The organism is Janthinobacterium leeuwenhoeki (genome assembly GCF_051380795.1).
Lineage (GTDB): Bacteria > Pseudomonadota > Gammaproteobacteria > Burkholderiales > Burkholderiaceae_D > Janthinobacterium.
Window position 1 is genome coordinate 237,848 of record NZ_JBNYXT010000004.1, and the last position, 20,057, is coordinate 257,904.

24 protein-coding genes are annotated in these 20,057 nt (G+C 62.5%); 8 read left to right on the top strand and 16 right to left on the bottom strand.

From position 1 onward, the window contains the following. Nucleotides 1-32: 32 nt before the first annotated feature. From ACQ4WS_RS05865 to ACQ4WS_RS05910, 10 genes are all read right to left on the bottom strand, one after another. Nucleotides 33-518 (bottom strand): GNAT family N-acetyltransferase, encoded by a 486-nt coding sequence (locus tag ACQ4WS_RS05865; protein ID WP_436474513.1) that lies wholly within the window; start codon nt 516-518, stop codon nt 33-35. A gap of 112 nt (nt 519-630) precedes the next feature. Next, nucleotides 631-996, bottom strand: coding sequence for a hypothetical protein (locus ACQ4WS_RS05870; RefSeq protein ID WP_436474515.1), 366 nt, complete (start codon nt 994-996; stop codon nt 631-633). 25 nt (nt 997-1,021) lie between these two features. After that, nucleotides 1,022-1,822 (bottom strand): phosphonate ABC transporter, permease protein PhnE, encoded by an 801-nt coding sequence (gene phnE / locus ACQ4WS_RS05875; protein WP_436474517.1) that lies wholly within the window; start codon nt 1,820-1,822, stop codon nt 1,022-1,024. Next, nucleotides 1,819-2,631 carry a PhnE/PtxC family ABC transporter permease gene (locus ACQ4WS_RS05880; RefSeq protein WP_436474580.1) on the bottom strand — a complete coding sequence of 271 codons (813 nt, stop codon included), beginning with the start codon at nt 2,629-2,631 and terminating at the stop codon, nt 1,819-1,821. The genes phnE and ACQ4WS_RS05880 overlap by 4 nt, the downstream gene beginning before the upstream one ends. An 11-nt stretch (nt 2,632-2,642) precedes the next feature. After that, a complete protein-coding gene (locus tag ACQ4WS_RS05885) occupies nt 2,643-3,455 on the bottom strand; it encodes a phosphonate ABC transporter ATP-binding protein (protein ID WP_436474519.1) in 813 nt (270 codons plus the stop codon). A gap of 164 nt (nt 3,456-3,619) precedes the next feature. Further along, nucleotides 3,620-4,498, bottom strand: coding sequence for a putative selenate ABC transporter substrate-binding protein (locus ACQ4WS_RS05890; RefSeq protein ID WP_436474521.1), 879 nt, complete (start codon nt 4,496-4,498; stop codon nt 3,620-3,622). Between the two features lie 25 nt (nt 4,499-4,523). Continuing rightward, the gene (selD, locus tag ACQ4WS_RS05895) at nt 4,524-5,588 is read right to left on the bottom strand and encodes a selenide, water dikinase SelD (RefSeq protein ID WP_436474522.1); all 1,065 of its coding nucleotides are present in this window, start codon (nt 5,586-5,588) and stop codon (nt 4,524-4,526) included. 104 nt (nt 5,589-5,692) lie between these two features. Beyond that, nucleotides 5,693-6,772: a tRNA 2-selenouridine(34) synthase MnmH gene (gene mnmH / locus ACQ4WS_RS05900; RefSeq protein WP_436474524.1), complete on the bottom strand. Its 1,080-nt coding sequence runs from the start codon at nt 6,770-6,772 to the stop codon at nt 5,693-5,695. A 66-nt stretch (nt 6,773-6,838) separates the two neighbouring features. Then, nucleotides 6,839-7,528: an LrgB family protein gene (locus ACQ4WS_RS05905; RefSeq protein ID WP_436474526.1), complete on the bottom strand. Its 690-nt coding sequence runs from the start codon at nt 7,526-7,528 to the stop codon at nt 6,839-6,841. Further along, nucleotides 7,525-7,983, bottom strand: coding sequence for a CidA/LrgA family protein (locus ACQ4WS_RS05910; RefSeq protein WP_436474528.1), 459 nt, complete (start codon nt 7,981-7,983; stop codon nt 7,525-7,527). The genes ACQ4WS_RS05905 and ACQ4WS_RS05910 overlap by 4 nt, the downstream gene beginning before the upstream one ends. 103 nt (nt 7,984-8,086) lie before the next feature. Between ACQ4WS_RS05910 and ACQ4WS_RS05915 the strand changes: the two genes are divergently transcribed. The 4 genes from ACQ4WS_RS05915 to ACQ4WS_RS05930 all read left to right on the top strand — a co-directional run bounded on the left by ACQ4WS_RS05915 (nt 8,087) and on the right by ACQ4WS_RS05930 (nt 11,425). Further along, complete coding sequence (locus ACQ4WS_RS05915; RefSeq protein WP_436474530.1) at nt 8,087-8,995, top strand: LysR family transcriptional regulator; 909 nt, start codon at nt 8,087-8,089, stop codon at nt 8,993-8,995. Nucleotides 8,996-9,020: 25 nt separating this feature from the next. Beyond that, entirely contained in the window at nt 9,021-9,839 is an 819-nt protein-coding gene (locus tag ACQ4WS_RS05920) for a glutaminyl-peptide cyclotransferase (protein WP_436474532.1), read from the top strand. Between the two features lie 81 nt (nt 9,840-9,920). Then, a complete protein-coding gene (locus ACQ4WS_RS05925) occupies nt 9,921-10,781 on the top strand; it encodes a hypothetical protein (protein ID WP_436474534.1) in 861 nt (286 codons plus the stop codon). Continuing rightward, complete coding sequence (locus ACQ4WS_RS05930; RefSeq protein WP_436474536.1) at nt 10,778-11,425, top strand: hypothetical protein; 648 nt, start codon at nt 10,778-10,780, stop codon at nt 11,423-11,425. Before ACQ4WS_RS05925 ends, ACQ4WS_RS05930 begins: the two co-directional genes overlap by 4 nt. A gap of 77 nt (nt 11,426-11,502) precedes the next feature. On the opposite strand, the gene ACQ4WS_RS05935 is transcribed toward ACQ4WS_RS05930, so the two are convergent. From ACQ4WS_RS05935 to ACQ4WS_RS05945, 3 genes are all read right to left on the bottom strand, one after another. Then, entirely contained in the window at nt 11,503-11,751 is a 249-nt protein-coding gene (locus tag ACQ4WS_RS05935) for a DUF3297 family protein (protein WP_101481332.1), read from the bottom strand. A 181-nt stretch (nt 11,752-11,932) separates the two neighbouring features. After that, the gene (locus ACQ4WS_RS05940; protein WP_436474538.1) at nt 11,933-12,277 is read right to left on the bottom strand and encodes a hypothetical protein; all 345 of its coding nucleotides are present in this window, start codon (nt 12,275-12,277) and stop codon (nt 11,933-11,935) included. A 208-nt stretch (nt 12,278-12,485) separates the two neighbouring features. Next, complete coding sequence (locus ACQ4WS_RS05945) at nt 12,486-12,887, bottom strand: GFA family protein (RefSeq protein WP_436474540.1); 402 nt, start codon at nt 12,885-12,887, stop codon at nt 12,486-12,488. Between the two features lie 115 nt (nt 12,888-13,002). On the opposite strand from ACQ4WS_RS05945, the gene ACQ4WS_RS05950 reads away from it, so the two are divergent. From ACQ4WS_RS05950 to ACQ4WS_RS05960, 3 genes are all read left to right on the top strand, one after another. Next, entirely contained in the window at nt 13,003-13,383 is a 381-nt protein-coding gene (locus ACQ4WS_RS05950; RefSeq protein WP_436474542.1) for a hypothetical protein, read from the top strand. Between the two features lie 6 nt (nt 13,384-13,389). Continuing rightward, the gene (locus ACQ4WS_RS05955) at nt 13,390-13,719 is read left to right on the top strand and encodes an immunity protein Imm33 domain-containing protein (protein ID WP_436474544.1); all 330 of its coding nucleotides are present in this window, start codon (nt 13,390-13,392) and stop codon (nt 13,717-13,719) included. Between the two features lie 118 nt (nt 13,720-13,837). Next, nucleotides 13,838-15,244 (top strand): serine hydrolase domain-containing protein, encoded by a 1,407-nt coding sequence (locus tag ACQ4WS_RS05960; protein WP_436474546.1) that lies wholly within the window; start codon nt 13,838-13,840, stop codon nt 15,242-15,244. Here the strand turns inward: ACQ4WS_RS05960 and ACQ4WS_RS05965 are convergent. After that, nucleotides 15,241-15,825 carry a type 1 glutamine amidotransferase family protein gene (locus ACQ4WS_RS05965; RefSeq protein WP_436474548.1) on the bottom strand — a complete coding sequence of 195 codons (585 nt, stop codon included), beginning with the start codon at nt 15,823-15,825 and terminating at the stop codon, nt 15,241-15,243. The two genes, ACQ4WS_RS05960 and ACQ4WS_RS05965, sit on opposite strands and share 4 nt — an antisense overlap. Before the next feature lie 202 nt (nt 15,826-16,027). On the opposite strand from ACQ4WS_RS05965, the gene ACQ4WS_RS05970 reads away from it, so the two are divergent. Beyond that, nucleotides 16,028-17,674, top strand: coding sequence for a phosphoethanolamine transferase (locus ACQ4WS_RS05970; RefSeq protein WP_436474550.1), 1,647 nt, complete (start codon nt 16,028-16,030; stop codon nt 17,672-17,674). A 67-nt stretch (nt 17,675-17,741) separates the two neighbouring features. On the opposite strand, the gene ACQ4WS_RS05975 is transcribed toward ACQ4WS_RS05970, so the two are convergent. Both ACQ4WS_RS05975 and ACQ4WS_RS05980 read right to left on the bottom strand, forming a co-directional pair. Next, nucleotides 17,742-18,515, bottom strand: coding sequence for a ferredoxin--NADP reductase (locus ACQ4WS_RS05975; protein WP_152280938.1), 774 nt, complete (start codon nt 18,513-18,515; stop codon nt 17,742-17,744). A 233-nt stretch (nt 18,516-18,748) separates the two neighbouring features. Further along, a complete protein-coding gene (locus ACQ4WS_RS05980; RefSeq protein ID WP_436474552.1) occupies nt 18,749-19,894 on the bottom strand; it encodes an acyltransferase family protein in 1,146 nt (381 codons plus the stop codon). Between the last annotated feature and the right edge of the window lie 163 nt (nt 19,895-20,057).

Sequence of the window (20,057 nt, forward strand, 5' to 3'; positions counted from 1 at the left end):
GTGCATCCTCGGGGTGTGCCAACTGATTGAGCTCATGCCGGCGCCAGCCATTCCATTTTTTGCACCTGGATATGCGGATGGCTTTCCAGCGCTTCCCATTCCGGCAGGAATACAAAACCCTGCTTCTGGTAAAAGGCGGCCGCGCGGGCATTCTCGGGTGCCACGCCGAGTACCAGCCGCGCATGGCCATTGTTCACGGCACATTGTTTCACGGCCTCGACCAGCCCCTGCGCCACGGCCATGCCTCGATATTCGGATCGTACCCACATGGCGATCAGGTTGCATTCGCCATTGCCTGCCACCACTTGTGCGGCGAGGCCGATGGCTTGCTCGCCATCGATGGCGAGGAAAAACGTGCGTTGCGGTGTGCTGATGGCGCGCTGCTGCCAGTCGGCATTGGAAAAAGCGGCTGCGCTGGCGTGGCTGGCGCCAAAGGCGGTGGGGGCATCGAGCAGGGCGGCCAGGCGCGTGGCTTTCAGAGCTGGCCAGTCACTGGCGATGGTTGGGCGGATGATCATGTTGTTCAAATCTTCAGAATTTCTTAGGCGACAAGGTCAGACATTGATGTATTTGCAATATTGACGGTATTGCTGCCGCGCCGGCTCCCAACGCGTATTTATCGATAGCAACTTAGGATTGGTCCCACACTTCGATCGTCAGCAGCTGTCCCGGGGCACAGGCGGTGATGCGCTCCGGATGCACGGTAATGCAAGCGGGCCAGCCCGTCAGCTGGCCCGGCGGAAATTCGCCATCCTGCGCCTCGGCAATGCCCGCCCGCAGCAGGGGCACGATGACCTCCGCCATGGCCGTGTAGCGGTTGGGGAAACCGTTGAAGCTCAGCTGGGTCGCCTTGCCTTGCTCACACAATTGCGCGATCCAGTCCGCGCCGAACAGGCCCGCTTCCCAGGTGGCCAGAAAGGCCTCTTTGTTGACTTTCGTCATATCGGCCAGCTGCTCCGGCGTTTGCGTCGAGATAATGGTCCACCAGCCTGACATGGGCATTCCTTGTGAAAAGTAAAAATTAACGGGTCATGGCGCGGCGCAGCAGGTAGCTGAGGCCATCGACGGCGGCCACCATCAGCAGCATGGCGACGATGACGGTGGCGGCGTTCTGCATCTGGAACAGTGACAAGTGATATTTCAGCATCTGCCCCAGGCCACCCGCGCCGACCACGCCGAGGATGGCGGCGGCGCGGATATTGTTTTCCCAGCGGTACAGGGTGTAGGACATCATCTGCGGGCTGCATTGCGGCAAGGTGGCGTACAGGAAGGCCACGGCGGGGCGCGCGCCATTCATGCGCAAGGTGGCGACCGGCAAGGGCGGACAATTTTCAAACGCATCGGCAAACAATCGGCCCAGCACGCCCACCGTATGCAGCGCCAGCGCCAGGGTGCCGGCGAACGGGCCCAGGCCGGCGGCGATCAGCAGGATCGAGGCCCACACCAGTTCCGGTATCGAGCGCAGCACATTCAATATGGCGCGCGTGGCGTTGCGCGCCAGCTTGCCAAAACGGCCGCTGGCGGGCAGGGCCAGCAGTGCGCCCAGCACGGCCGCAATCAGCGTGCCGATGGCCGACATGGCCAGCGTCTCGAAGGTGGCCACGCCGACTTTCATGAGGAAGGGGCTGGCCAGCTCTGGCGGGGCGAAGCCGTGCAGGAAGTCGGCGCTCGTGCGCACGGCGTCGGCACTGAAGAATTCGCCCCATTTCAGGGGCAGGGTGGCGAAGCTGGCGATGACCAGCAGCACTAAACCGGCCAGCAGGGCCCAGGTGGACCAGCGCACGGGAGGGGAAACAGGTAGCATGGATGTGTCGTTCTTCATGCCAGCCTCCGGCGCAGCATGGCGGACACGGCGTCCGCGCCCGCCACCAGCAGCACGAACACCATCAGCATGGTGGCCAGTTCACTGCCCGCCATCATCTTCATCGATTCATCCATGCGCTGGCCCAGGCCGCCCGCGCCGACAAAACCCATGACAACGGAGCCGCGGATCGCGCATTCCCAGCGGTAAATCGTGTAGGACACCAGTTCAGCGGCCGATTCGGGCAGGGCGCCGTACAGCAAGGCTTTCAAGCGGCCGCTGCCGTTGTGGAGCAGGGCGTTGCAGGCGGACGCATCCGACGATTCGAAAACTTCCGCGTAGACCTTGCCCAGCATGCCGCAATACGTGAGCGCGATGGCGATCACGCCCGCCGTCGGTCCCAGTCCCACGATGCGTACCAGCAATAATGCCCAGACCAGTTCCGGCACGCTGCGCAGCAGCACCAGCAGCGCGCGCACGCAATGGCGCAGGGCGGCGGCCAGCGGCGACACTTGGCCAGAGCCGATGCGCGAAAGCGACAAACGCTCCGTCACCAATAAGGTCAGCGGTATGGCCCCCAGCATGGCCAGCGCCATGCCGGCCGTGGCCATGGCAATGGTTTCCCAGCTCGATACCGCTACCAGTTGCAAAAATTCCAGCGAGTGGGCGGGCGGCACGAAGCTGGCAAGGAATTGCCAGGTGGCCGCCAGGCTTTGCGCATCGAATAACATCCACGGCTTGAATTCGGCCTGCACCAGCATCGGCCACAGCACCAGCAGTACCACGACAGTGGTAGTCAAGCGCCCGCGCCAGGCGGGGTCGCGCGGCATCGCGGTGCTCGTCAGCAAAGGGGCCTCGCGGCGTCCAGGTGCGTTTCCAACGGCTCGTTCAGGGGCGCGGGATCGGCCTTGTTGCGGTACAGCTCGGCGATCATGGCGTCGCTGACCTCGCTGCTGGGCAAGTCGAAGACGATCTTGCCGTCGCGCAAGGCGACGATGCGCGTAAAACAGGCGCGGGCGATGTCCACCTGGTGCAGGCTGCAGATCAGGGTGGCGTTGCGCGCCGTCGCTTCGGCCTGCAGCACATGGATCGTCTGCAAAGCGAGTGTGGGGTCGAGCGCGGACAAGGGCTCGTCGACGAGGAAGACTTGTGCATTTGATACGAGCGCGCGGGCCATGCCGCAGCGCTGGCGTTCGCCGCCGGAGAGGCGGTCGACACGCGCATACAATTTATCCTGCAGATTGAATTTGCCCAGGGCTTCCCACGCGGCGCGCGGGTCGACGGGCACGACCAGCGAACGGATGGCCGTCCACAAGCTCCAGTGCGGCAAGCGGCCCGCCAGCACGGCGTTGACGACGCGCTGGCGCGGCGGCAAGGGCGGCGTTTGCGGCGCCAGGAACAGGCGCGCACGCAAGGCGTGGCGCCCGGCGCTGCCGATCTGCCAGGGAAAAGTGCCAAGGATGCTCAAGGTGCCGGACTCGGGGCGCAGAGCGCAGGCCAGGGTGTGCAGCAAACTGGTCTTGCCGGCGCCGGAAGGGCCGATCAGGGCGATCTGTTCACCCCGGGCCACCTCCAGGTCCAGCTCGCGCAGGGCCAGGGCATTGCTGGCGGCACCCGCGTGGTGGACGCTGACCTTGTGAAGTTGGAATGTCATGCGATGTTTCGGTTTTTTTGGGGCGGTGTCGGATTCCGCCATGCAAGGGCAACGTAGGTCGGATTAGCGGCGAAGCCGCGTCATCCGACACAGTGAAGCCAACAATGTTGTCGGATTACGGCCTCCGGCCTAATCCGACCTACGGTGAAACGCGTCGGCGTCAATTACTTCAACAGCTTCGCATCGCGCGCCGCCGCTTCGATATCCTTGTAATTCTCGGCCTTGGTGGGGATGAACTTCGTGGCGCGCTGCAGCTCGAGGATTTCCTTGCCTTCAGGCGTGGCAGGGTCCAGCGCCAGGAAGGCGTCCGTCAGCTTCTTGCGCACGACGGGGTTCATGTCGGCGCGCACGCTCCAGTTGTAGTCGTAGTAGCCGGGTGTCGTGTAGAACACGCGTACCTTGCTTGGGTCGACTTTTTTCGTTTCGAGCAGTTTTTCCCACACGGAAATGTTCAAGGTGCCCGCGTCGACCTTGCCGCCGGCCACTGCCGCCACGGTAGCGTCATGCGCGCCGGAAAACGCGATGCGTTTCATGTCCGTATCCGGATTGATCTTGGCGGCCAGCAAGTAGTAGCGCGGCATCAAATGGCCCGAGGTCGACGATTCCGAGCCGAAGGTGAAATTTTTGCCTTTCAGGTCGGACAATTGATGGATGTCCTTGCTGGTGGTCACAAACACGGAGCGGAATTTCGTGTCTTCCTCGCGCTGCACCAGGGGCACGATCTTGCCGCCGCTGCGCACGTTCGCCTGCACGAAAGTAAAACCGCCGAACCAGACCATGTCGAGCTTGTTATTGATCAAGCCTTCCACGGAGGCCGCGTAATCGGTGACCGGCGTAAATTCCACCTTCATGCCCAGCTTTTTCTCCAGATAGCTGCCCAGCGGCTTGAACTTGCGCTGCAATTCCGTCGGAGCTTCGTCGGGAATGGCGGACACGCGCAACACTTGCTGCGCCTGCGCCAGGCCGCTGTGGATGGCCAGGGTGGCGGCGACGGTGGCCAGGATGGCGGGGAACTTGTTGAATGAGTTGTGGAACATGGTCATGGGACTACCTTTAAAAAATTGTTCATTAATATACGGAAACCCCGGTACTGCCTTCCTGCATCTCGCCGATGACGACCGCGTCGTCAAAGCCTTCGGCGCGGAAAATGGCCAGCACTTGCTCGACGGCTTCCGGCGCGCACGCCACCAGCAGGGGGCCGGCCGTTTGCGGGTCCGTCAGGATCGCCTTGTCGATGGCGCTCAGGCTGTCGTCCAGCGCCACTTGCGCGCCGTAGCCCTGCCAGTTGCGGCCTGATGCGCCCGTGATGTTGCCATTTTGCGCCAGTTGCTGCACTTGCGGCAGCAGCGGCACGGCATCCATGGCGATGCGCGCCTGCAGCTTGGCGCCGCGCGCCAGTTCCAGCGTATGGCCCAGCAAGCCGAAGCCCGTCACATCCGTCAGCGCATGCACGCCGTCCAGCAGGGCCAGTTTCTTGCCCGGGGTATTCAGTTTGGTGGTGTTGGCTATCAGCGAGGCGTAGCCATCCGCATCGAGCGCATTCTTCTTCAGCGCGGCCGACAAAATGCCCACGCCGATCGGTTTGCCCAATACCAGTTTATCGCCGGCGCGTGCGCCCGCGTTGCGCTTCACTTGCGAGGGGTGCACCAGGCCCAGCACGACCAGGCCATAGATCGGCTCGACGGAATCGATGGTGTGGCCGCCCGCGATGGGGATGCCGGCCTGGGCGCAGATGGTTTCGCCGCCTTTTAATATGAGGCCGATGGTTTCCACCGGCAGCTTGTTGATCGGCATGCCGACCAGGGCCAGGGCCATGATGGGCGTGCCGCCCATGGCGTACACGTCGGAAATGGCATTCGTGGCGGCGATGCGGCCGAAGTCGAACGGGTCGTCGACGATGGGCATGAAGAAATCCGTCGTGGCGATCAGCGCCTGCTCGTCGTTGAGCAGGTAGACGGCCGCGTCATCCGAGGTTTCTATGCCGACCAGCAATTGCTTCGGCAGGGGAAAACCGCCGCTGCCCTTCAAAATGTCGGCCAGCACTCCGGGCGCAATTTTGCAGCCGCAGCCGCCGCCATGGGCAAATTCGGTCAATCGGATGGGGGTATTTGGTGTTACTGCGCTATCTGACATGGGAGTTCCTGCTGATGTTATGTACTGCTATGATCATGTTTACCCCAGACGCAAAATTCGCGGTCGTACCCTCAGGGTCCGACCCCGGTATTCTGTCTTTGGGTTCATTGCTTTCCGTTTCCGACGATAGCACATAATGCGCGCGCGGCTTGCTCAAAGGCATGTTCTGAAATATCGGGCAAGAGCAGCGGCATCGCCTGGGCGTAGCGGCTGAAGTTGCGGGCGATCGATTGCCGGTAGACGGGGTCGTAGTGCAGTACCAGCAATTCTTGCACTAGCTCGGCCATGTGGCCCGCCGTGGCCAACTGCTGCCAATGGGCAATTTTCTCCTTGCCATGCAGCTGGGTCAAAAGGGCCAGCTGCACGTTCAGGCGCGCCGGGTCGCCGACGAAATGCGCATAGTCTTGCATCAGCAATTGCACGCGCTGGTCCGTGGCCAGTTGCACGTCGGTGCAATCGGCGGCGCGCATCTTTTCCATCAGGGCATCGGGCACGCGCAAACGGCCCACTTTCTTGCTTTCCGATTCGATGAAGACGGGCAGCGCCGGGTCAAAATGGCGCAACTGCTGCCACAGCGCGCTTTCAAACGCTTTTTGCGATGGCTGGTCTTCTTCGGGCAAGCCGCCCAGCACGGAGCCGCGGTGGGCCGCCAGATCTTCCAGGTCGATCACTTGCGCGCCTTGTTTGTCCAGTACTTGCAGCAAACGACTCTTGCCGCTGCCCGTCGGGCCGCACAGCACGTTGATGAAGTCGAAGCGTTCGGGCAGGGTGGCCAGTTCGGCATTCACGTGGCGCCGGTAATCCTTGTAGCCGCCGTCGAGCTGCGTCACGGGCCAGCCGATGCGCGCCAGGATGTGCGCCATGGCGCCGCTGCGGTTGCCGCCGCGCCAGCAGTAGACGAGGGGGGACCAGGAGTGCGGATGACCGAGAAAACCTTCTTCGATATGCCGCGCGATATTTTTCGCCACCAGCGCCGCGCCCAGCTTTTTCGCTTCGAAGGCGCTCGTCTGTTTATATAAGGTGCCGACGCGCACGCGCTGCTCGTCGTCCAGCACGGGCAGGTTGATGGCGCCCGGCAAATGGTCTTCCGCGAACTCGGACGGAGTGCGCACATCGATGATGGCGTCGAATTCATGCAGGCGTGGCAAGATGTCGCTGAAGGGGAGGACTGCAGGGTATTTCATCGTGGCGCGGCTGCCTGGAATGGGGAAAGGCGTATTATCCCCGATAAACGCCGCTGGCGTGGTGGTTTAGCCCAGCAGATGCCCCAGCAGCGGCGCCAGCAGCACCGTCACGACGCCCGAGAAAATCATCGTCAGGCTGGCCACGGCGCCTTCTTCCGTGCCGGCCCGGCGCGCCACGGACAAGCCAAAGCCGTGCGCGGCCGCGCCATATGGCGCGCCGCGGGCGATGCGCATGCGCAAGGGCAGCAGTTTCAGCAGCGGTTTGCCCAGCATCAAGCCGAACAAGCCCGTCATCACCACGAAGATGCCCGTCAGCTGGGCCGAGCCGCCCATGTGGCGCGACGCTTCCAGCGCGAACGGCGTCGACACGGAGCGTGCCAGCAGGCTGCGCGCCATGTCCCCATGCACGCCCAGCAAGCGATCCAGCAGCAGGGTGGCGGCGACCGATGCCACGATGCCGGCGCAGCTGCCCAGCGACAGGGCCAGCCAGTGCCTGCGGATCAGCTTGCGCTCCTGGAAGATGGGCAGGGCGAAGGCGATGGTGGCCGGCCCCAGCAGCCAAGGCAGCCAGCGCGTCTCGCCGAAATAGGTGGCGAACGGCGTCGAGGTGGCCTGCACGATGACGATCAGTATCGCCCAGGTACAGATGGCGGGCGTCAGCAAAAAATGCGGATGGCGGCGATGTAGCGCCTGGTTGGCGTAGAACAGCACCAGGGTCAGCAGCAAAAACAGCAGCGACAGGAACAGGCTGTTCATGCTTGCGCCCTGGCTGCGCGCTGGCGCAGCAGTTTTTGCAGGCGCAGCTTGCGCTCATAACGGCACACCCATTCCACGGTGAAGGCCGTGGCCAGCATCACGCTGGCAAAGCCCAGGCCGATATTCACGAGCAGCATCAAGCCCTGCGACTTCAACAGCTGCGTAAATTGCACCACGGAGACGACCAGGGGAATGAAGAACAGCAGCATGTTGGCCAGCAGCCAGTTCGCGCCCAGTTCGATGGCGGCAGGCCGCACCCAGCCCGCCAGCAGCAGGGCCACCAGCACGAACAGGCCCACCACGCCGCCGGAAAACGGCAAGTACAGGGCGGAAGCGGCCTCGTCGGCGAGCCACCAGGCGGCAATCAAGATGCCCACTTGCCACACGGTCTGCGCGGGCTGGCGCCAGACGGGGATGGAGGGCAGGGCGGCGGTGGAACAGTGCAAGGCTTTCACGGCGGGCTTTCAAGCGGCTGGGGGAAGTTTTTATTTTAGTGACCCCACATCAAAAGATAAAATGACTTAAACTCATGATTATCATTCGATATTGGAATGCATCATGGATATCCGTTCCCTGCGCTACTTCGTCGAAGTGGTCGAGCAAGCCAGCTTTACGCGCGCGGCCGCCAGGCTGCACGTGACGCAGCCCACCGTCAGCAAGATGGTCCAGCAACTGGAACAGTCGCTGGACCTGGCCTTGCTCGACCGCGCCGGCAAGCGGTTCACCCTGACGGACGCGGGCAAGGTAGTGCTGTCGCGCGCGCATGAATTGCTGGCCCTGCACGCGGAATTGAAGGTGGAGTTGCGCGACCTGCAACATCTGGAACGGGGAGAACTGCGCGTTGGCGTATCGCCGCAAACGCATTCCACCCTGGCGCCGTGGCTGGCCGAATACCACCAGCGCTATCCGGGCATCGAACTCAAAATGTATGAGAGCGGCACGCAAGCCATCGAACGCGACTTGCGCACGGGAACGGTGGAACTGGGCACCATGCTCGATTACCCGGGCAATGCGGCCACCTGGCAGGATTTCGACGCCTTGCCCCTCGTGCGCTCGCCGCTGTGCCTGCTGGCCGCACCGGGCTCGGCGTGGCAGGGACGCGCTTCCGTGGCTCTGGCCGAGCTGGCCGACAGCCCCTTCATTTTCTATGGCGCCGCCTTCGCCCTCAACGACATCGTGCAGGATGCTTGCCAGCGGGCCGGTTTCGCCCCGCGCATCACGGGCCGCAGCGGCCAGTGGGATTTCATTGCTTCGCTGGTGCGGCTGGGCGTGGGCATCTGCCTGCTGCCGAAGATGTATTGCGATACCCTGGAGCCAGCGCAGTTTGCCGTGATTCCCCTGGACGGCCCGCCCGTGGAGTGGAATCTGATGCTGGCCTGGCGCCGCGGCGGACGCCTGTCATTCGCTGCCCGCGCCTGGCTGGAGCTCGTCAGAGCGCGCATGGCGCAGCCCGGGCGATTACAATAGGCGCTCGCCAACCACCGCCAAGAATATGAAGAACACAGGTATAGCCAGACTGAAACGCACGGCCGGCTCGCTGCTGCTGGGATTGTTATGCACCGTGGGCCTGATGAGCGAAATGGGCTATGCCCAGGCCGCCATTCCCGTATATGGCTATTTCGTCAAGAATATCTATCCGCACGACCCCCAGGCGTTTACCCAGGGCTTGCTGTTCAAGGATGGTCATCTGTATGAAAGCACGGGCCAGAACGGCCAGTCCTCCTTGCGCAAGGTGGAATTGACAACGGGCAAGGTGCTGCAGAAAAGCATGCTCGACAAGAAAGTGTTCGGCGAAGGCATCACGGGCGTGGGCGATGAAATCCTTGGTCTGACGTGGATGTCGCAGACAGGTTATGTATTCGACCAGAAAACCTTCAAACTCAAGCGCAAATTCAGCTATCAGGGCGAAGGCTGGGGCCTGGCCAGCGACAGTCAATTTGTCTACATGAGCGACGGCAGTTCCGCCATCCGCGTGCTCAACCCGAAAACCCTGGCCGAGGTTCGCCGCTTTGAGGTGAAGGCGGAAGGCCGCCCCATCGAGCGCCTGAACGAGCTGGAAATGGTCGATGGCGAGTTGTATGCGAATGTGTGGGGCGCGGACGTGATCGCCCGCATCGACCCGGCCAGCGGCAAGGTCGTCGGCTGGATCGACCTGACGGGCTTGCTGCCGCCCGGGCAGCGGGGCACGGCCAATCCCGATGCCGTGCTCAACGGCATCGCCTGGGATGCGCGCGGCAAGCGCTTGTTTGTCACGGGTAAATTGTGGCCCAAGCTGTTCGAAATCGAGCTGATCGAAATCCAGCGCCACTGATGTTTCCAATTGGGCAGTGTTGCTGACGAGGAATCGTCTATGATGTGCATCCTTCGCCCCGTGCGACCTTTACAGGATGCCATGCTGTCCCTTTCTTTCCCCCTGCGCCGCCTGGCGGCGGCCGCCAGCGTGCTTGCCGCCGTCCTGCCTGCCGCGCAGGCGCAAACGCCATACGTGCCGGTGATGAAGCAATACGGCGACTTTGTCGTCACGCGTGACCGCCACGACCCGCTCGTCACCTTGACTTTCCGCAAGCATGGCTATTGGCCCGGCGGCGCGCGCGAAGTGGTGGAAGTGCGGCCCATCAAGGCTACGCGCGAAGGCCAGCCCATGCTGCTGGCCTTTACCAAGGGCTATACGGGCCAGGGCACGATACTCATTGGCGTGCAGAATGGCGAACCGCTGATGCGTCCCATCAGTCCCATGCAGCGCGACAGCATGGTGCGCACGGAACGCGACCCCGAATGGGGCGTGCCGCAGCCGGGCCGCAGCGAGGTGCTGCTGTTTCCCCGCGACGGTCGCGCGCTCGATACGCTCACGGGCGAGCTGCTGTGGTTTGACGTGCCGGGCAGCGTCAGCGGCGATTACGCGCCCGCCATGCTGGTCTCCGTCTCGCCCGACGGGCGGCGCGGCGCTTATCTGACGAATGCGCTGACGAAGGTGGGGATTATCGTTGCCACGCGCGACGACGGTGTGGCCGGCGTCCTGGCCTTGCCGCCAGACACTTATCAACGGTGGTTGAAGCCCTTGTCGGAAGCCGCTTCCGCGCAGGCGGGCGCCGCCATCAAGGCGGGCCAGGGCCGCACGGATTCGAACCGCATCCGGCGCGAACTGGAGCTGGCCTGGTTCGGCCAGCAATTTCAATGGAAACAAGGTAAGAATGGCTTGCAAGTGACGGGCCTGGGCCTCAGCTCCGCGCCGCCGGAAGGAAACCAGCCATGATCAACCCCAAACTCATCGCCGGCTGCGTCGCCGCTTCCCTGCTGGCCGGTTGCGTGCATGGCGAGCTGTTCCCCAAGGATTATCTGGCGCAAGACATCGACAAGAGCCAGGCCCTGGTGGAAGTGGACGTCGTCTTCGGCAAAGCGCCCGATGACAAGCTGACGTCGCGCGTGACGGCCCACAACAGCGTGGAATACGCGGGCGCGCCGCATATCGTCGTGCCGTTTTATCAAAAGGGCCTCGGTTTCGACCAGGGTTTTGCCGGCACTTACATGTTTGCGGTCGTGTATCCCGTTGCCAAGGTCGAGACGGCCACGGCCAGCAGCCGCGTCTTCGGCCAGAAACTGGAGGGGCAGCAGCCGGGCAGCCCGCGCTACCGTTTCCGCGTGCCGGGCAAGGCGCAGTGGAACAGCAATGAAACTTTCATGCTGAGCTTTGAGCGCAAGGGCCGCCGCGAAGAAATCACTTTCCGCTTCAGCAACGAGCAAAGCTGCCCGTCCGCCTTCCTGGCCACCACGCCGAAATATGGTTTTCCCATCAAGGTCGTCGCCACCTTCAAGCAAAACAAGGGCTGCCTGAAAGTGTGCGACAGCCGCGACCAGTGGCCGGGATTTTGCGCCTTCCAGCCGCCGCCGGCGGCTTGACCTACCGGCTGAGCCACCCCTGCAGACGTAAAAAAGGCCGATGGGAAATCGGCCTCGATGACAACTATAGGCGTTGCTTAGCGGTAAAACGCTTCGACTTTGCCCTTCAGCTTGATCTGCAGCGGACGGCCGCGGCGGTCCAGCGACTTGGTGGAAGCGACCTTGATCCAGCGTTCGCTGATGCAATATTCTTCCACGTCAAGACGTTCCTTGTCGTTGAAGCGGATGCCGACGTCGTTCTCGAACACGGCTGCAACGTGGAAAGGGCTGCTAGGGTCGATCGACAGGCGATCGGGCAATGGGGGTAAGGTGGTGGTATCGTTCATGGGCGTAATTATCACCCAGAATGCGGATCCAGACAACGGCCTTTCGCACCTTACCCGTCGGACCGCCCATGAAATGGCGGGCCTGGCCCTACGCGACCCATGGGCCGGCACGGCGCTGCCGCACCGCCCCATGCTGCAGTAGAGTATCGACAGCTTTGCCGGCAATCAGACGATTCGGCTATCAGGATTTGTCATCATTCTTGTGGCCTTGACGTCCCGTTTCCCGTCCCGTTTCCACATGCTGATCATGCGCGCCACCGTGCGAACCGGCGCCCGAACCCGATTGTTCACTGGCGCTCCTGCCCAGACCCATTTGTTGCGCGCCCGATTGCTTGTTGCCGTCGTTCTTGTGGCTTTGGCGGCTTGCCTCGACATTCTGCTCTTGCTTGCCTCCCTGGTTGCCACCGGATGACTGGCGGGTGCCGGATGGCTTGTCCTGCTGTTTGTCCGACTGCTGCTTGTCCGACTGTTGGTTGCTCGGGTTGCTCGACTGCTTGCCGCTTTTGTCGTTGCTGTTCGAAGTCATGATCGTTAGCCCTATGGTTAGTCTGCTTCATCATCCGCACCAAGGATGGCGTAAGGATGGATTATGGATGCTCCTGCCTGGCCTCCGGCACCGTGCAGCACCGTTAAGGCCATTTTCCCTGCCGGACGCCGGCTTCACCATAGGGACACTACCTGTCGCCACGTAGGAAAACTCCGTGGTGGATGACAACCATTTCTACATTGCATTTTTACAGATGCCGTGTTTCCTGCGGCGGCGCGTCCCAGTCGTCATGCCATCCATCGACAAAGGTGACGGGCACCTGGGCCAGTTCGGCCACGGAGGCATCGTCGAGGCAGTTCACGCCGATGCCTACAAACGGGCCGCTCCGGGCAGAATCGCCGCGGCCAAACGGGCGCACACCGCAGTGGCGGCAAAAATAGTGGCGTTCGCGGCCGGCGCCGAAGCGGTATTCGCTCAAATCCTCCTCTCCTGCCAGCAGGTGGAAGGCTGTGGGCGGCACCTGGCTGGCCCAGCAGCGTACTTTCAGGCAAAACGAGCAGTTGCAGCGCAGGCTGGGGGCTGCCAGGTCGATCTCGGCCGCGAAACGCACGGCGCCGCAGTGGCAACTGCCATGGTAGGTCTTTTTCATTCCGCCTACTTTACAGGGATGCCGTACTGTCATGCAACTGCTGGCGTGGCGACTGTGCGGCATCCACCAGGGAGCGCACTATAATGGCGCCTGTTCAAGAGAGAGGAGTCGCAGCATGGAAATGCGCATGACCGACAGCCTGCGGCAACAGGCATATGCACAGGCGGCCGCCTTCGTGCAGACGCTGGACCTGCGCGATCCTGTTGCGCTGCAAAGCGAATGGGGCCTGTCGCCGGGCGTGGCCGACGAGATCATCGAGATGCTTGACAGCTATTTTTCGGCGAACCAGGCCCTGTCCCTGGCGCCGCTGGCCGAGGCCTTTGTGCCGGGCAAGGGTGGTCGTCCCGGCGTCGATGTGTATGCCACCGACGCCGGACCGCTGGGCCTAGAATGCCTGCTGCTGGCCGACGGCAAGCCGGGCGAAGCGACCTTGCACCTGGAAATGTCCGGCCACGACGGCGCGCTGCGTCTGCATTACCACTACATCGGATCCTGAAACACCATGACTGAACTGATCAGCGAAACACAACGGCGCATCTGCGACAAATTCGGCTTGCCGGCCCAGGCGCCCGAGCCCATGGTGGCCCTGGCCATCGGCAGCCTGGACCAGTCGCCCATCTACGGCACGCGCATCGTGCTGCCGGAAAACGGCACCATCAGCTGGTTCATCCACTGCGGCGAGCATGACACTGCCAGCGGCTTTTACCAGCCCCTGCATGTGGAACACTTGCACGAGATGCTGCCGCAGGTGCTCGATTACCTGGCCTTGCCCAGCGGCGCCAAATTCATTCTCGACCGGGAAGGCTATGAGGACGTGTGGCTGGCAGAGTAACTTTATCAGCAGCAATATTCTCGTTGACGTTGGTAAATTGGTATGGGATGCTGCTGTTCCGTTTTCTCTTGCCGAAAGCCGCATCTTGAAGCCACGCCTCCCGTCTGCCCTGCTTGTTATGGCGCTTGCTGCCATCGCCGCTCCCGTCACCGTGGCTGCCACTGCCGCCCCCGCCAGCGGGCTGCAGGCGTCCCGCGCGGAACAGGAGATTGACGCCTTCTTGCGCAACGAAATGCAGGAGCGCCAGATTCCGGGGCTGCAACTGGCCGTGATACAAGGTGGCAAGGTCGTGTTGAAGCGCAACTTCGGCCTGGCCAGCTTGCAATACCAGGTACCAGTGACGGACGCGAGTCTGTTTTCCATCAATTCGGCAACGAAAGCGTTTGCGGGCGTGGCCGTGATGCAGCTAGTACAGCAGGGCAAGATCGACCTGGCGGCGCCCATCGGCCGGTACCTGACGGGGCTGCCGCCAGCCTGGCAAGCTGTGACGGTGACGCAATTGCTCAACCATACTTCTGGCTTGCCTGACGTGCTGGACCAGCGCAGCGGCAAGCTGGTGGGGCCGCAGCCGGACGATGCCGATGCGGCGTGGGCAGCCGTGCAGGCGCTGCCCGTGGAAGCCAAACCAGGCGAACGCTACCGCTACAACCAGACCAATTACGTGTTGCTGGCGCAATTGATCGAGCGGCAAGGCGGGGCGCCCTTGACCACTTTCATCCAGCGCGGGCAGTTTGACGCGGCGGGCATGCCGCATAGCGGCTTTGGCGACGCGAAGGACGTGGTCGCCAACAAGGCCAGTTCCTATGTGCTGAAGCGGGGCGGCAAGGGCTACCGCAATGTGATCGAAGACTTTCCCGTGTTCATGCGTGCGGGCGCGGGCATCAACAGCAATGCGGGCGAACTGGCCAACTGGCTCATCGCGCTGCAGTCGGGGCGCCTGCTGGCGCCCGCCAGCGTGGAAAAGCTGTGGCAACCGACCAGCTTGAATGACGGCAAGCCGGCGCCGTGGGCGCTGGGCTGGCCCACTATCGGCCGCGATGGCCACCGCGCCGTGGCCGGCATCGGCGGCGCCCGCTCGGCCTTTTATGTGTATCCGGACGATGGCCTGGCCGTCATTATCCTCAGCAACCTGGCCGGCGCCCAGCCGGAACAGCTGATCGATACCATCGCCGGCTTCTATCTTCCCGCCCTGCGCCAGCAGGCGGCCGGCGCTGGTTTCGAAGGGCTGGACAAGCAACTGGCGGCCATCCGGCGCCAGCATGGGCTGTCTGCGCCCACCGAAGATGACTTGAATGCCTGGGGCTACCGCTTGCTGGGGCGGCAACAGCCGAAACAGGCGCTCGCCGTCTTCCAGCTAGGTGTGCAACTGTATCCGCAAGGGGCAAATGGCCACGACAGCCTGGCCGAAGCCTACGAGGCCGACGGCGCCAAGGCGCTGGCCATCACGCATTACCGCCGCTCGCTGGAACTGAACCCGGGTAACACGCACGCCGTGGCGCGCTTGCGCGTGCTGGCCCCCGACTAGCGTTCTGCCCGGGCCGTCTTGCCGTGCTCGGCGCCGTGCATGGCCAGGTAGGCGGCCAGGTTGTCATCAGCGATGCCCAGTGCGCGCAAGACCTCGGCCGTAAAGCTGACGGGCGCCGTGCCGGGCGCCGTGATGACGCGCTGGTCGGCCACGGCCCACGGCACATCCTGGTACAGGGCGGCGCCCGCATAGCCGGTCTGCGTCAGGTTGTCGGCGCCATTGGAAGTATGGCGCACGGTGTCGAGCACGCCTGCCTGTGCCAGCACGCGCGTGCCGTCGCAAATGCCGGCCAGCACGATATTCTTGGCGCGGGCCGCGCGCAGCAAGGGACTCAGGTCAGGCGCCTTGCCGCTTTGCCAGTGGCTGCCGCCACACACCATCAGCAAGTCGAGCTCATCGAACACAATATCTTCCAGCGCCAGTTGCGGTGTAACCAGCATGCCGCCGGATGAGGTGACGGGCAAGCCGCCCGGCGTGGCGAACTGCGTGTAAAAGCCGTAATACAGGCGCGCCGTGGAATTGATCAGGGCGGTTTCCCAATCGGCAAAGTTCTCGGTCAGTATGGTGATGGCACGGGTCATGAAAAGTCCTGTCGCAGGTGGAGATATCAATAGTACAGGCTGATGGCCAGCCTGCTGGTGCCGAAATCATAATAAAAAGCACTGACAATTTCTGTCAGGAGCACGCAAGAAATGCTGCTCCGCGTTGCAAGGGACTACGCTACAATCGCTGGCCCGTCCGCTCGGGCCTGTCCCCGTCGAACGTTTACTATCTACTGCCTCCATGCTGATTCTGTTCTTGCGTGTCCTGTTAAGTCTTGCTGGCCTGCTGCTGTTCTTCCTCTTCGATCAGTTAAGTGCGAACGAATGCCTGAAATTGTGCGTGTTGTTGGCAGCCATCCTGCTGGGCGTGGGCGGCGTGTTGCATGCCTGGCGCAGCAGCACCAGCGCCAGCGCGATCAGCGTCCTGGTGCGCATCGTGGTGCCCGTGTTTTACCTCGACGCGGCCATCAAAGGGTTTTTGCGTGGATATTTTGGCATGCGGCCGAATCCGAATGCGGTCTTACAAGCCATGTTTGCGACAGATCAAGCCGAAACGGGCGAGTTTTTCCTGCACAACAGCGTCGCCCTGGCGCAAGCGGCCGGTTGGTTCGTGCTCGTGACGGCGGCGGTGCTGCTGGCCGACCGTCACCTGTTGCGCTGGCAAGCGGCGCGCGCTATGAGTGTGCCGGGCCTGCCGCAAAAAGGCTTTGCTGCCAGCATGGCCGTCTTTCTCGTGCTGCTGCACGTCAACACCACCATGCGGCGCGAAAATCCGGCCCTGTTCTGGCCACTGCGCTACCAGCAGTACAGCGCGCAGCTCGACGCGATGAAGTCCATGCAACATGCGCTGACGGCTGCCATGGCCGCGCCGCGCGACTGGCAAGTGCGCTATGTGGGCGAGGATGCGTGCACCGTCATCCTGGTGATCGGCGAGAGCACCAACCGCGCCTCGATGTCGCTGTATGGCTACCCGCGCGCCACCACGCCCCGGCTCGACGCCATGCGTGAGAAGCTGCTGGTGTTCAATGATGTCATTTCGCCCGCGTCCAGCACGGTGGAATCGATGATGACGATGCTTACGCCGGCCGATATTGGCAACCCCGATGCGTGGGTGGCCAAGCCGAATTTGCTGATGCTGGCGGAGGCGGCTGGCTACAAGACCTTCTGGGTCTCTAATCAGACGCGCAACGACGGCTGGATCGGTCTGCTGGCGGGCGAGGCCGATGAAAGCGAGTTCATCAACTACGGTACTGGCCGTGGCGAAAACAATTTCGACGGCAACCTGTTCCAGCCATTCGCCCATGCGCTGCGCGACGACGCGCCGAAAAAGCTGATCGTCGTGCACTTGCTGGGTGCCCATCCTAGTTATGACATGCGCTATCCCAGCCGCTTTGCGCATTTCGACCAGGCGCAGGACGCCGTCAGCGCGCAGATGGCCAGCCAGGGCAGGTCTGACTGGATACGCAACCAGCGCGATGCGTACGATAACGCTATCCGCTATGGCGATTACGTGCTGGGCACGCTGATCGGCATGGCGGAAAAGGCCAAGACCGACCGCGCCGCCTCGCTGCTGTTCGTTTCAGACCATGGGCAGGAAGTGGGCTACAGCCGCAATCACGCGGGCCATTCCGCCTCGGACAAGAGCGGCTATGAAATTCCCATGTTGATCTGGAGCAACCGGCAAGCGCCGCAATCGATGGCCGCGCGCGCCGCGCTGGAAAGCCGGCCATATCAGACCGACAAGCTCGATGCGACCGTGCTGGGCCTGCTGAAGATCGAGACGCGCTATTACTCGGCGCATGATGATATCCTCAGCGGCGGCTTTCAGCCCGTGCAGCGCTTCATGAATGGCTTGCAATACCAGCGCGGCGCGCCGCTGGCCCGTTGATCCACCAATAAAAAAGCCGGGCCCCGCCGCGAAAAGCGGCGGGGCCCGGCTCCTGTGGTGTTGCGGATTACTTCTCGGCGAACGCGCGCTCGACAACGAAGTCGCCTGGCGTCGAGGTATTGCCTTCCTTGAAGCCACGCGCTTCCAGCATTTCTTTCAGGTCGCGCAGCATGTCCGAGCTGCCGCAGATCATGACGCGGTCTTCGGCAGGATTGAGTTCCGGCAAGCCGAGGTCTTCGGCCAGCTTGCCGTTCTCGATCAGTGCCGTGATGCGGCCCATGTTGCGGAAATCTTCGCGCGTCACGGTCGGGTAATAGCGCAGCTTGTCGCTGACCATTTCACCCAGGAATTCGTGCTGCGGCAGGTGCTCTTCCAGCAGCTCGCGATAGGCCAGTTCATCGACCTGGCGCACGCCGTGCACGAGGATCAGCTGGTCGAAGCGCTCGTAGATGTCCGGATCGCGCACGATGCTGAGGAAAGGCGCCAGGCCCGTGCCCGTCGACAGCATGTACAGGCGCTTGCCTGGCAGCAGGTAGTCGGACACCAGGGTGCCCGTCGGCTTGCGGCCGACGATGACGGTGTCGCCCACTTGCAAGTGCTGCAAACGCGACGTCAATGGGCCGCCCGGCACCTTGATGCTGAAAAATTCCAGGTGGTCTTCGTAATTGGCGCTGGCGATACTGTAGGCGCGCAGCAGAGGCTTGCCATCGACGCGCAGGCCGATCATGGTGAAATGGCCATTCGAGAAACGCAGCGACGGGTCGCGCGTGGTGGTAAAGGAGAACAGGGTATCCGTCCAGTGGTGCACGCTTAAAACGCGCTCTTCATTCATCGAACTCATAGTATTTGTTGGCTGGTCAAAAAAATGGTTAGTTGCTGGCAACTGCTGGCAAAAGTGAAACCCTGTGTAGGCCCAGTCGCTATTGTACTGGCGTCCACACGAAATTGTTACCGTCTATCGCCGCCATTGCTGCCGCACGCGGTGCCGACATTATAGTGCCGTTGGCAAGTTTGGGCTGAAAACCACCGTGAAACGCGCAGGCGGCATGCGGACTCTTGACCTGGCTCAGTTTTTCAAGGCGCAGCTCCAGGGCTGTCGCCGGTGCGTGCAGGCACGGCCGTGACGACGCCTCGGAAGCGCTGGCGCAGGGCGGTATTGGCCGGTTCGGACACATAGCGGGCGACGAGGGCGGCCGCCAGCGCCGTCGCGGCCAGGAAAAGCGCCAGCCACGGCAGGCGCTCCGCGTAGGCCAGGCCCGCCTTGTCGACCACATTGCGCATGGCGGCCAGTATGATGATATGGAACAGGTACAGCTCATAGCTGTGCCGTCCCAGCCATTGCAGCGGACCGGGGCGGCCCTGGCTGGCCCCCTGGCGCGCCGTGGCGCCCACGATGAAGGCGGCACTGGCCAGCGAGATCGCACTGAAGCCGAAGACTTCATGGCCGCCGATGCCGCGCACATACAGGGCCGCCAGGGCCAGGCCCGCTAGCCAGCGCAAGAGTTGCCCGGCACGCGCACCCGGCTGCCAATGTTGTGTCAGCAGGGCCGTCAGGCAGCCGATGGCGATGGCGTCGAAACACGCGATATAGCCATACATAAAATAGATTTCGTTGTCCGCGTGCAGGCTGCGATAGACGGGGCCGGCCACCATGGCAACGCCGCACAGCAGCATGATCCAATGGCGCTGGCGCAGGAAGCGGCACGACAGCGGCAGCAGAAGATAAAACATTTCCTCGACAGATAGCGACCAGTACACGTTCAGGCAGTAATTGAAATAGCCAGCGCTTTGCATCAGTACGTTGTGCCAGAAGGTTAGTACGGAAGCAATGGCGATGACGAAATAGCTGGCTGGCAAGTCCTTGCCGCCGTCCGAATTGGCAAAGAAGGGCACGTCGAGCACCCCCAGCAGCACGATGAGGGACAGGGCCAGCAGCAGAGACGGCAGCAGGCGGGCGATGCGGTAGAGATAGAACGCGGCCAGGTCGATGCGCGCCAGGTCGCTCCAGCGGCGTAGCGAGGTCGAGGTGATCAGGTAGCCTGAAATAACGAAGAACATGGTCACGCCATAATTACCCTGGTAGGCGGCGCCCAGCAGCCAGCCTGGCAAGGCCGAGAGCGGGCTGTTCTTCAAGCCATAGGCCAGCGCGAAGTGCAGCAGCAGCACGCACAGGATGGCCGCCCCCCGCAAGGCGTCGATATGATGGTTACGTGCCTGCACTGGCTTCCTCGTTGGATTGGGCGACATGAGGGGCACTATGCGACATATGTCGCTCGCAGGTCAACGATTTTGCAATTGGCGGAACGGCGCGCCAAATGGCGCCGGGAACGGGGACATCTTGCGTGTATGATATTGCCGAACAGAATTGTTGGGCATCTGTCAT

What these genes read in the sequence shown, in the direction of transcription:
- mnmH (WP_436474524.1), bottom strand. Translation starts at nt 6,772, where the DNA reads ATGAAATACCCTGCAGTCCTCCCCTTCAGCGACATCTTGCCACGCCTG.
- ACQ4WS_RS05890 (WP_436474521.1), bottom strand. Translation starts at nt 4,498, where the DNA reads ATGACCATGTTCCACAACTCATTCAACAAGTTCCCCGCCATCCTGGCC.
- ACQ4WS_RS05905 (WP_436474526.1), bottom strand. Translation starts at nt 7,528, where the DNA reads ATGAACAGCCTGTTCCTGTCGCTGCTGTTTTTGCTGCTGACCCTGGTG.
- ACQ4WS_RS05920 (WP_436474532.1), top strand. Translation starts at nt 9,021, where the DNA reads ATGAAGAACACAGGTATAGCCAGACTGAAACGCACGGCCGGCTCGCTG.
- ACQ4WS_RS05915 (WP_436474530.1), top strand. Translation starts at nt 8,087, where the DNA reads ATGGATATCCGTTCCCTGCGCTACTTCGTCGAAGTGGTCGAGCAAGCC.
- ACQ4WS_RS05870 (WP_436474515.1), bottom strand. Translation starts at nt 996, where the DNA reads ATGTCAGGCTGGTGGACCATTATCTCGACGCAAACGCCGGAGCAGCTG.
- ACQ4WS_RS05885 (WP_436474519.1), bottom strand. Translation starts at nt 3,455, where the DNA reads ATGACATTCCAACTTCACAAGGTCAGCGTCCACCACGCGGGTGCCGCC.
- phnE (WP_436474517.1), bottom strand. Translation starts at nt 1,822, where the DNA reads ATGAAGAACGACACATCCATGCTACCTGTTTCCCCTCCCGTGCGCTGG.
- ACQ4WS_RS05970 (WP_436474550.1), top strand. Translation starts at nt 16,028, where the DNA reads ATGCTGATTCTGTTCTTGCGTGTCCTGTTAAGTCTTGCTGGCCTGCTG.
- ACQ4WS_RS05975 (WP_152280938.1), bottom strand. Translation starts at nt 18,515, where the DNA reads ATGAGTTCGATGAATGAAGAGCGCGTTTTAAGCGTGCACCACTGGACG.
- ACQ4WS_RS05945 (WP_436474540.1), bottom strand. Translation starts at nt 12,887, where the DNA reads ATGAAAAAGACCTACCATGGCAGTTGCCACTGCGGCGCCGTGCGTTTC.
- ACQ4WS_RS05865 (WP_436474513.1), bottom strand. Translation starts at nt 518, where the DNA reads ATGATCATCCGCCCAACCATCGCCAGTGACTGGCCAGCTCTGAAAGCC.
- ACQ4WS_RS05950 (WP_436474542.1), top strand. Translation starts at nt 13,003, where the DNA reads ATGGAAATGCGCATGACCGACAGCCTGCGGCAACAGGCATATGCACAG.
- ACQ4WS_RS05930 (WP_436474536.1), top strand. Translation starts at nt 10,778, where the DNA reads ATGATCAACCCCAAACTCATCGCCGGCTGCGTCGCCGCTTCCCTGCTG.
- ACQ4WS_RS05935 (WP_101481332.1), bottom strand. Translation starts at nt 11,751, where the DNA reads ATGAACGATACCACCACCTTACCCCCATTGCCCGATCGCCTGTCGATC.
- ACQ4WS_RS05960 (WP_436474546.1), top strand. Translation starts at nt 13,838, where the DNA reads ATGGCGCTTGCTGCCATCGCCGCTCCCGTCACCGTGGCTGCCACTGCC.
- ACQ4WS_RS05965 (WP_436474548.1), bottom strand. Translation starts at nt 15,825, where the DNA reads ATGACCCGTGCCATCACCATACTGACCGAGAACTTTGCCGATTGGGAA.
- selD (WP_436474522.1), bottom strand. Translation starts at nt 5,588, where the DNA reads ATGTCAGATAGCGCAGTAACACCAAATACCCCCATCCGATTGACCGAA.
- ACQ4WS_RS05940 (WP_436474538.1), bottom strand. Translation starts at nt 12,277, where the DNA reads ATGACTTCGAACAGCAACGACAAAAGCGGCAAGCAGTCGAGCAACCCG.
- ACQ4WS_RS05925 (WP_436474534.1), top strand. Translation starts at nt 9,921, where the DNA reads ATGCTGTCCCTTTCTTTCCCCCTGCGCCGCCTGGCGGCGGCCGCCAGC.
- ACQ4WS_RS05955 (WP_436474544.1), top strand. Translation starts at nt 13,390, where the DNA reads ATGACTGAACTGATCAGCGAAACACAACGGCGCATCTGCGACAAATTC.
- ACQ4WS_RS05880 (WP_436474580.1), bottom strand. Translation starts at nt 2,631, where the DNA reads ATGCCGCGCGACCCCGCCTGGCGCGGGCGCTTGACTACCACTGTCGTG.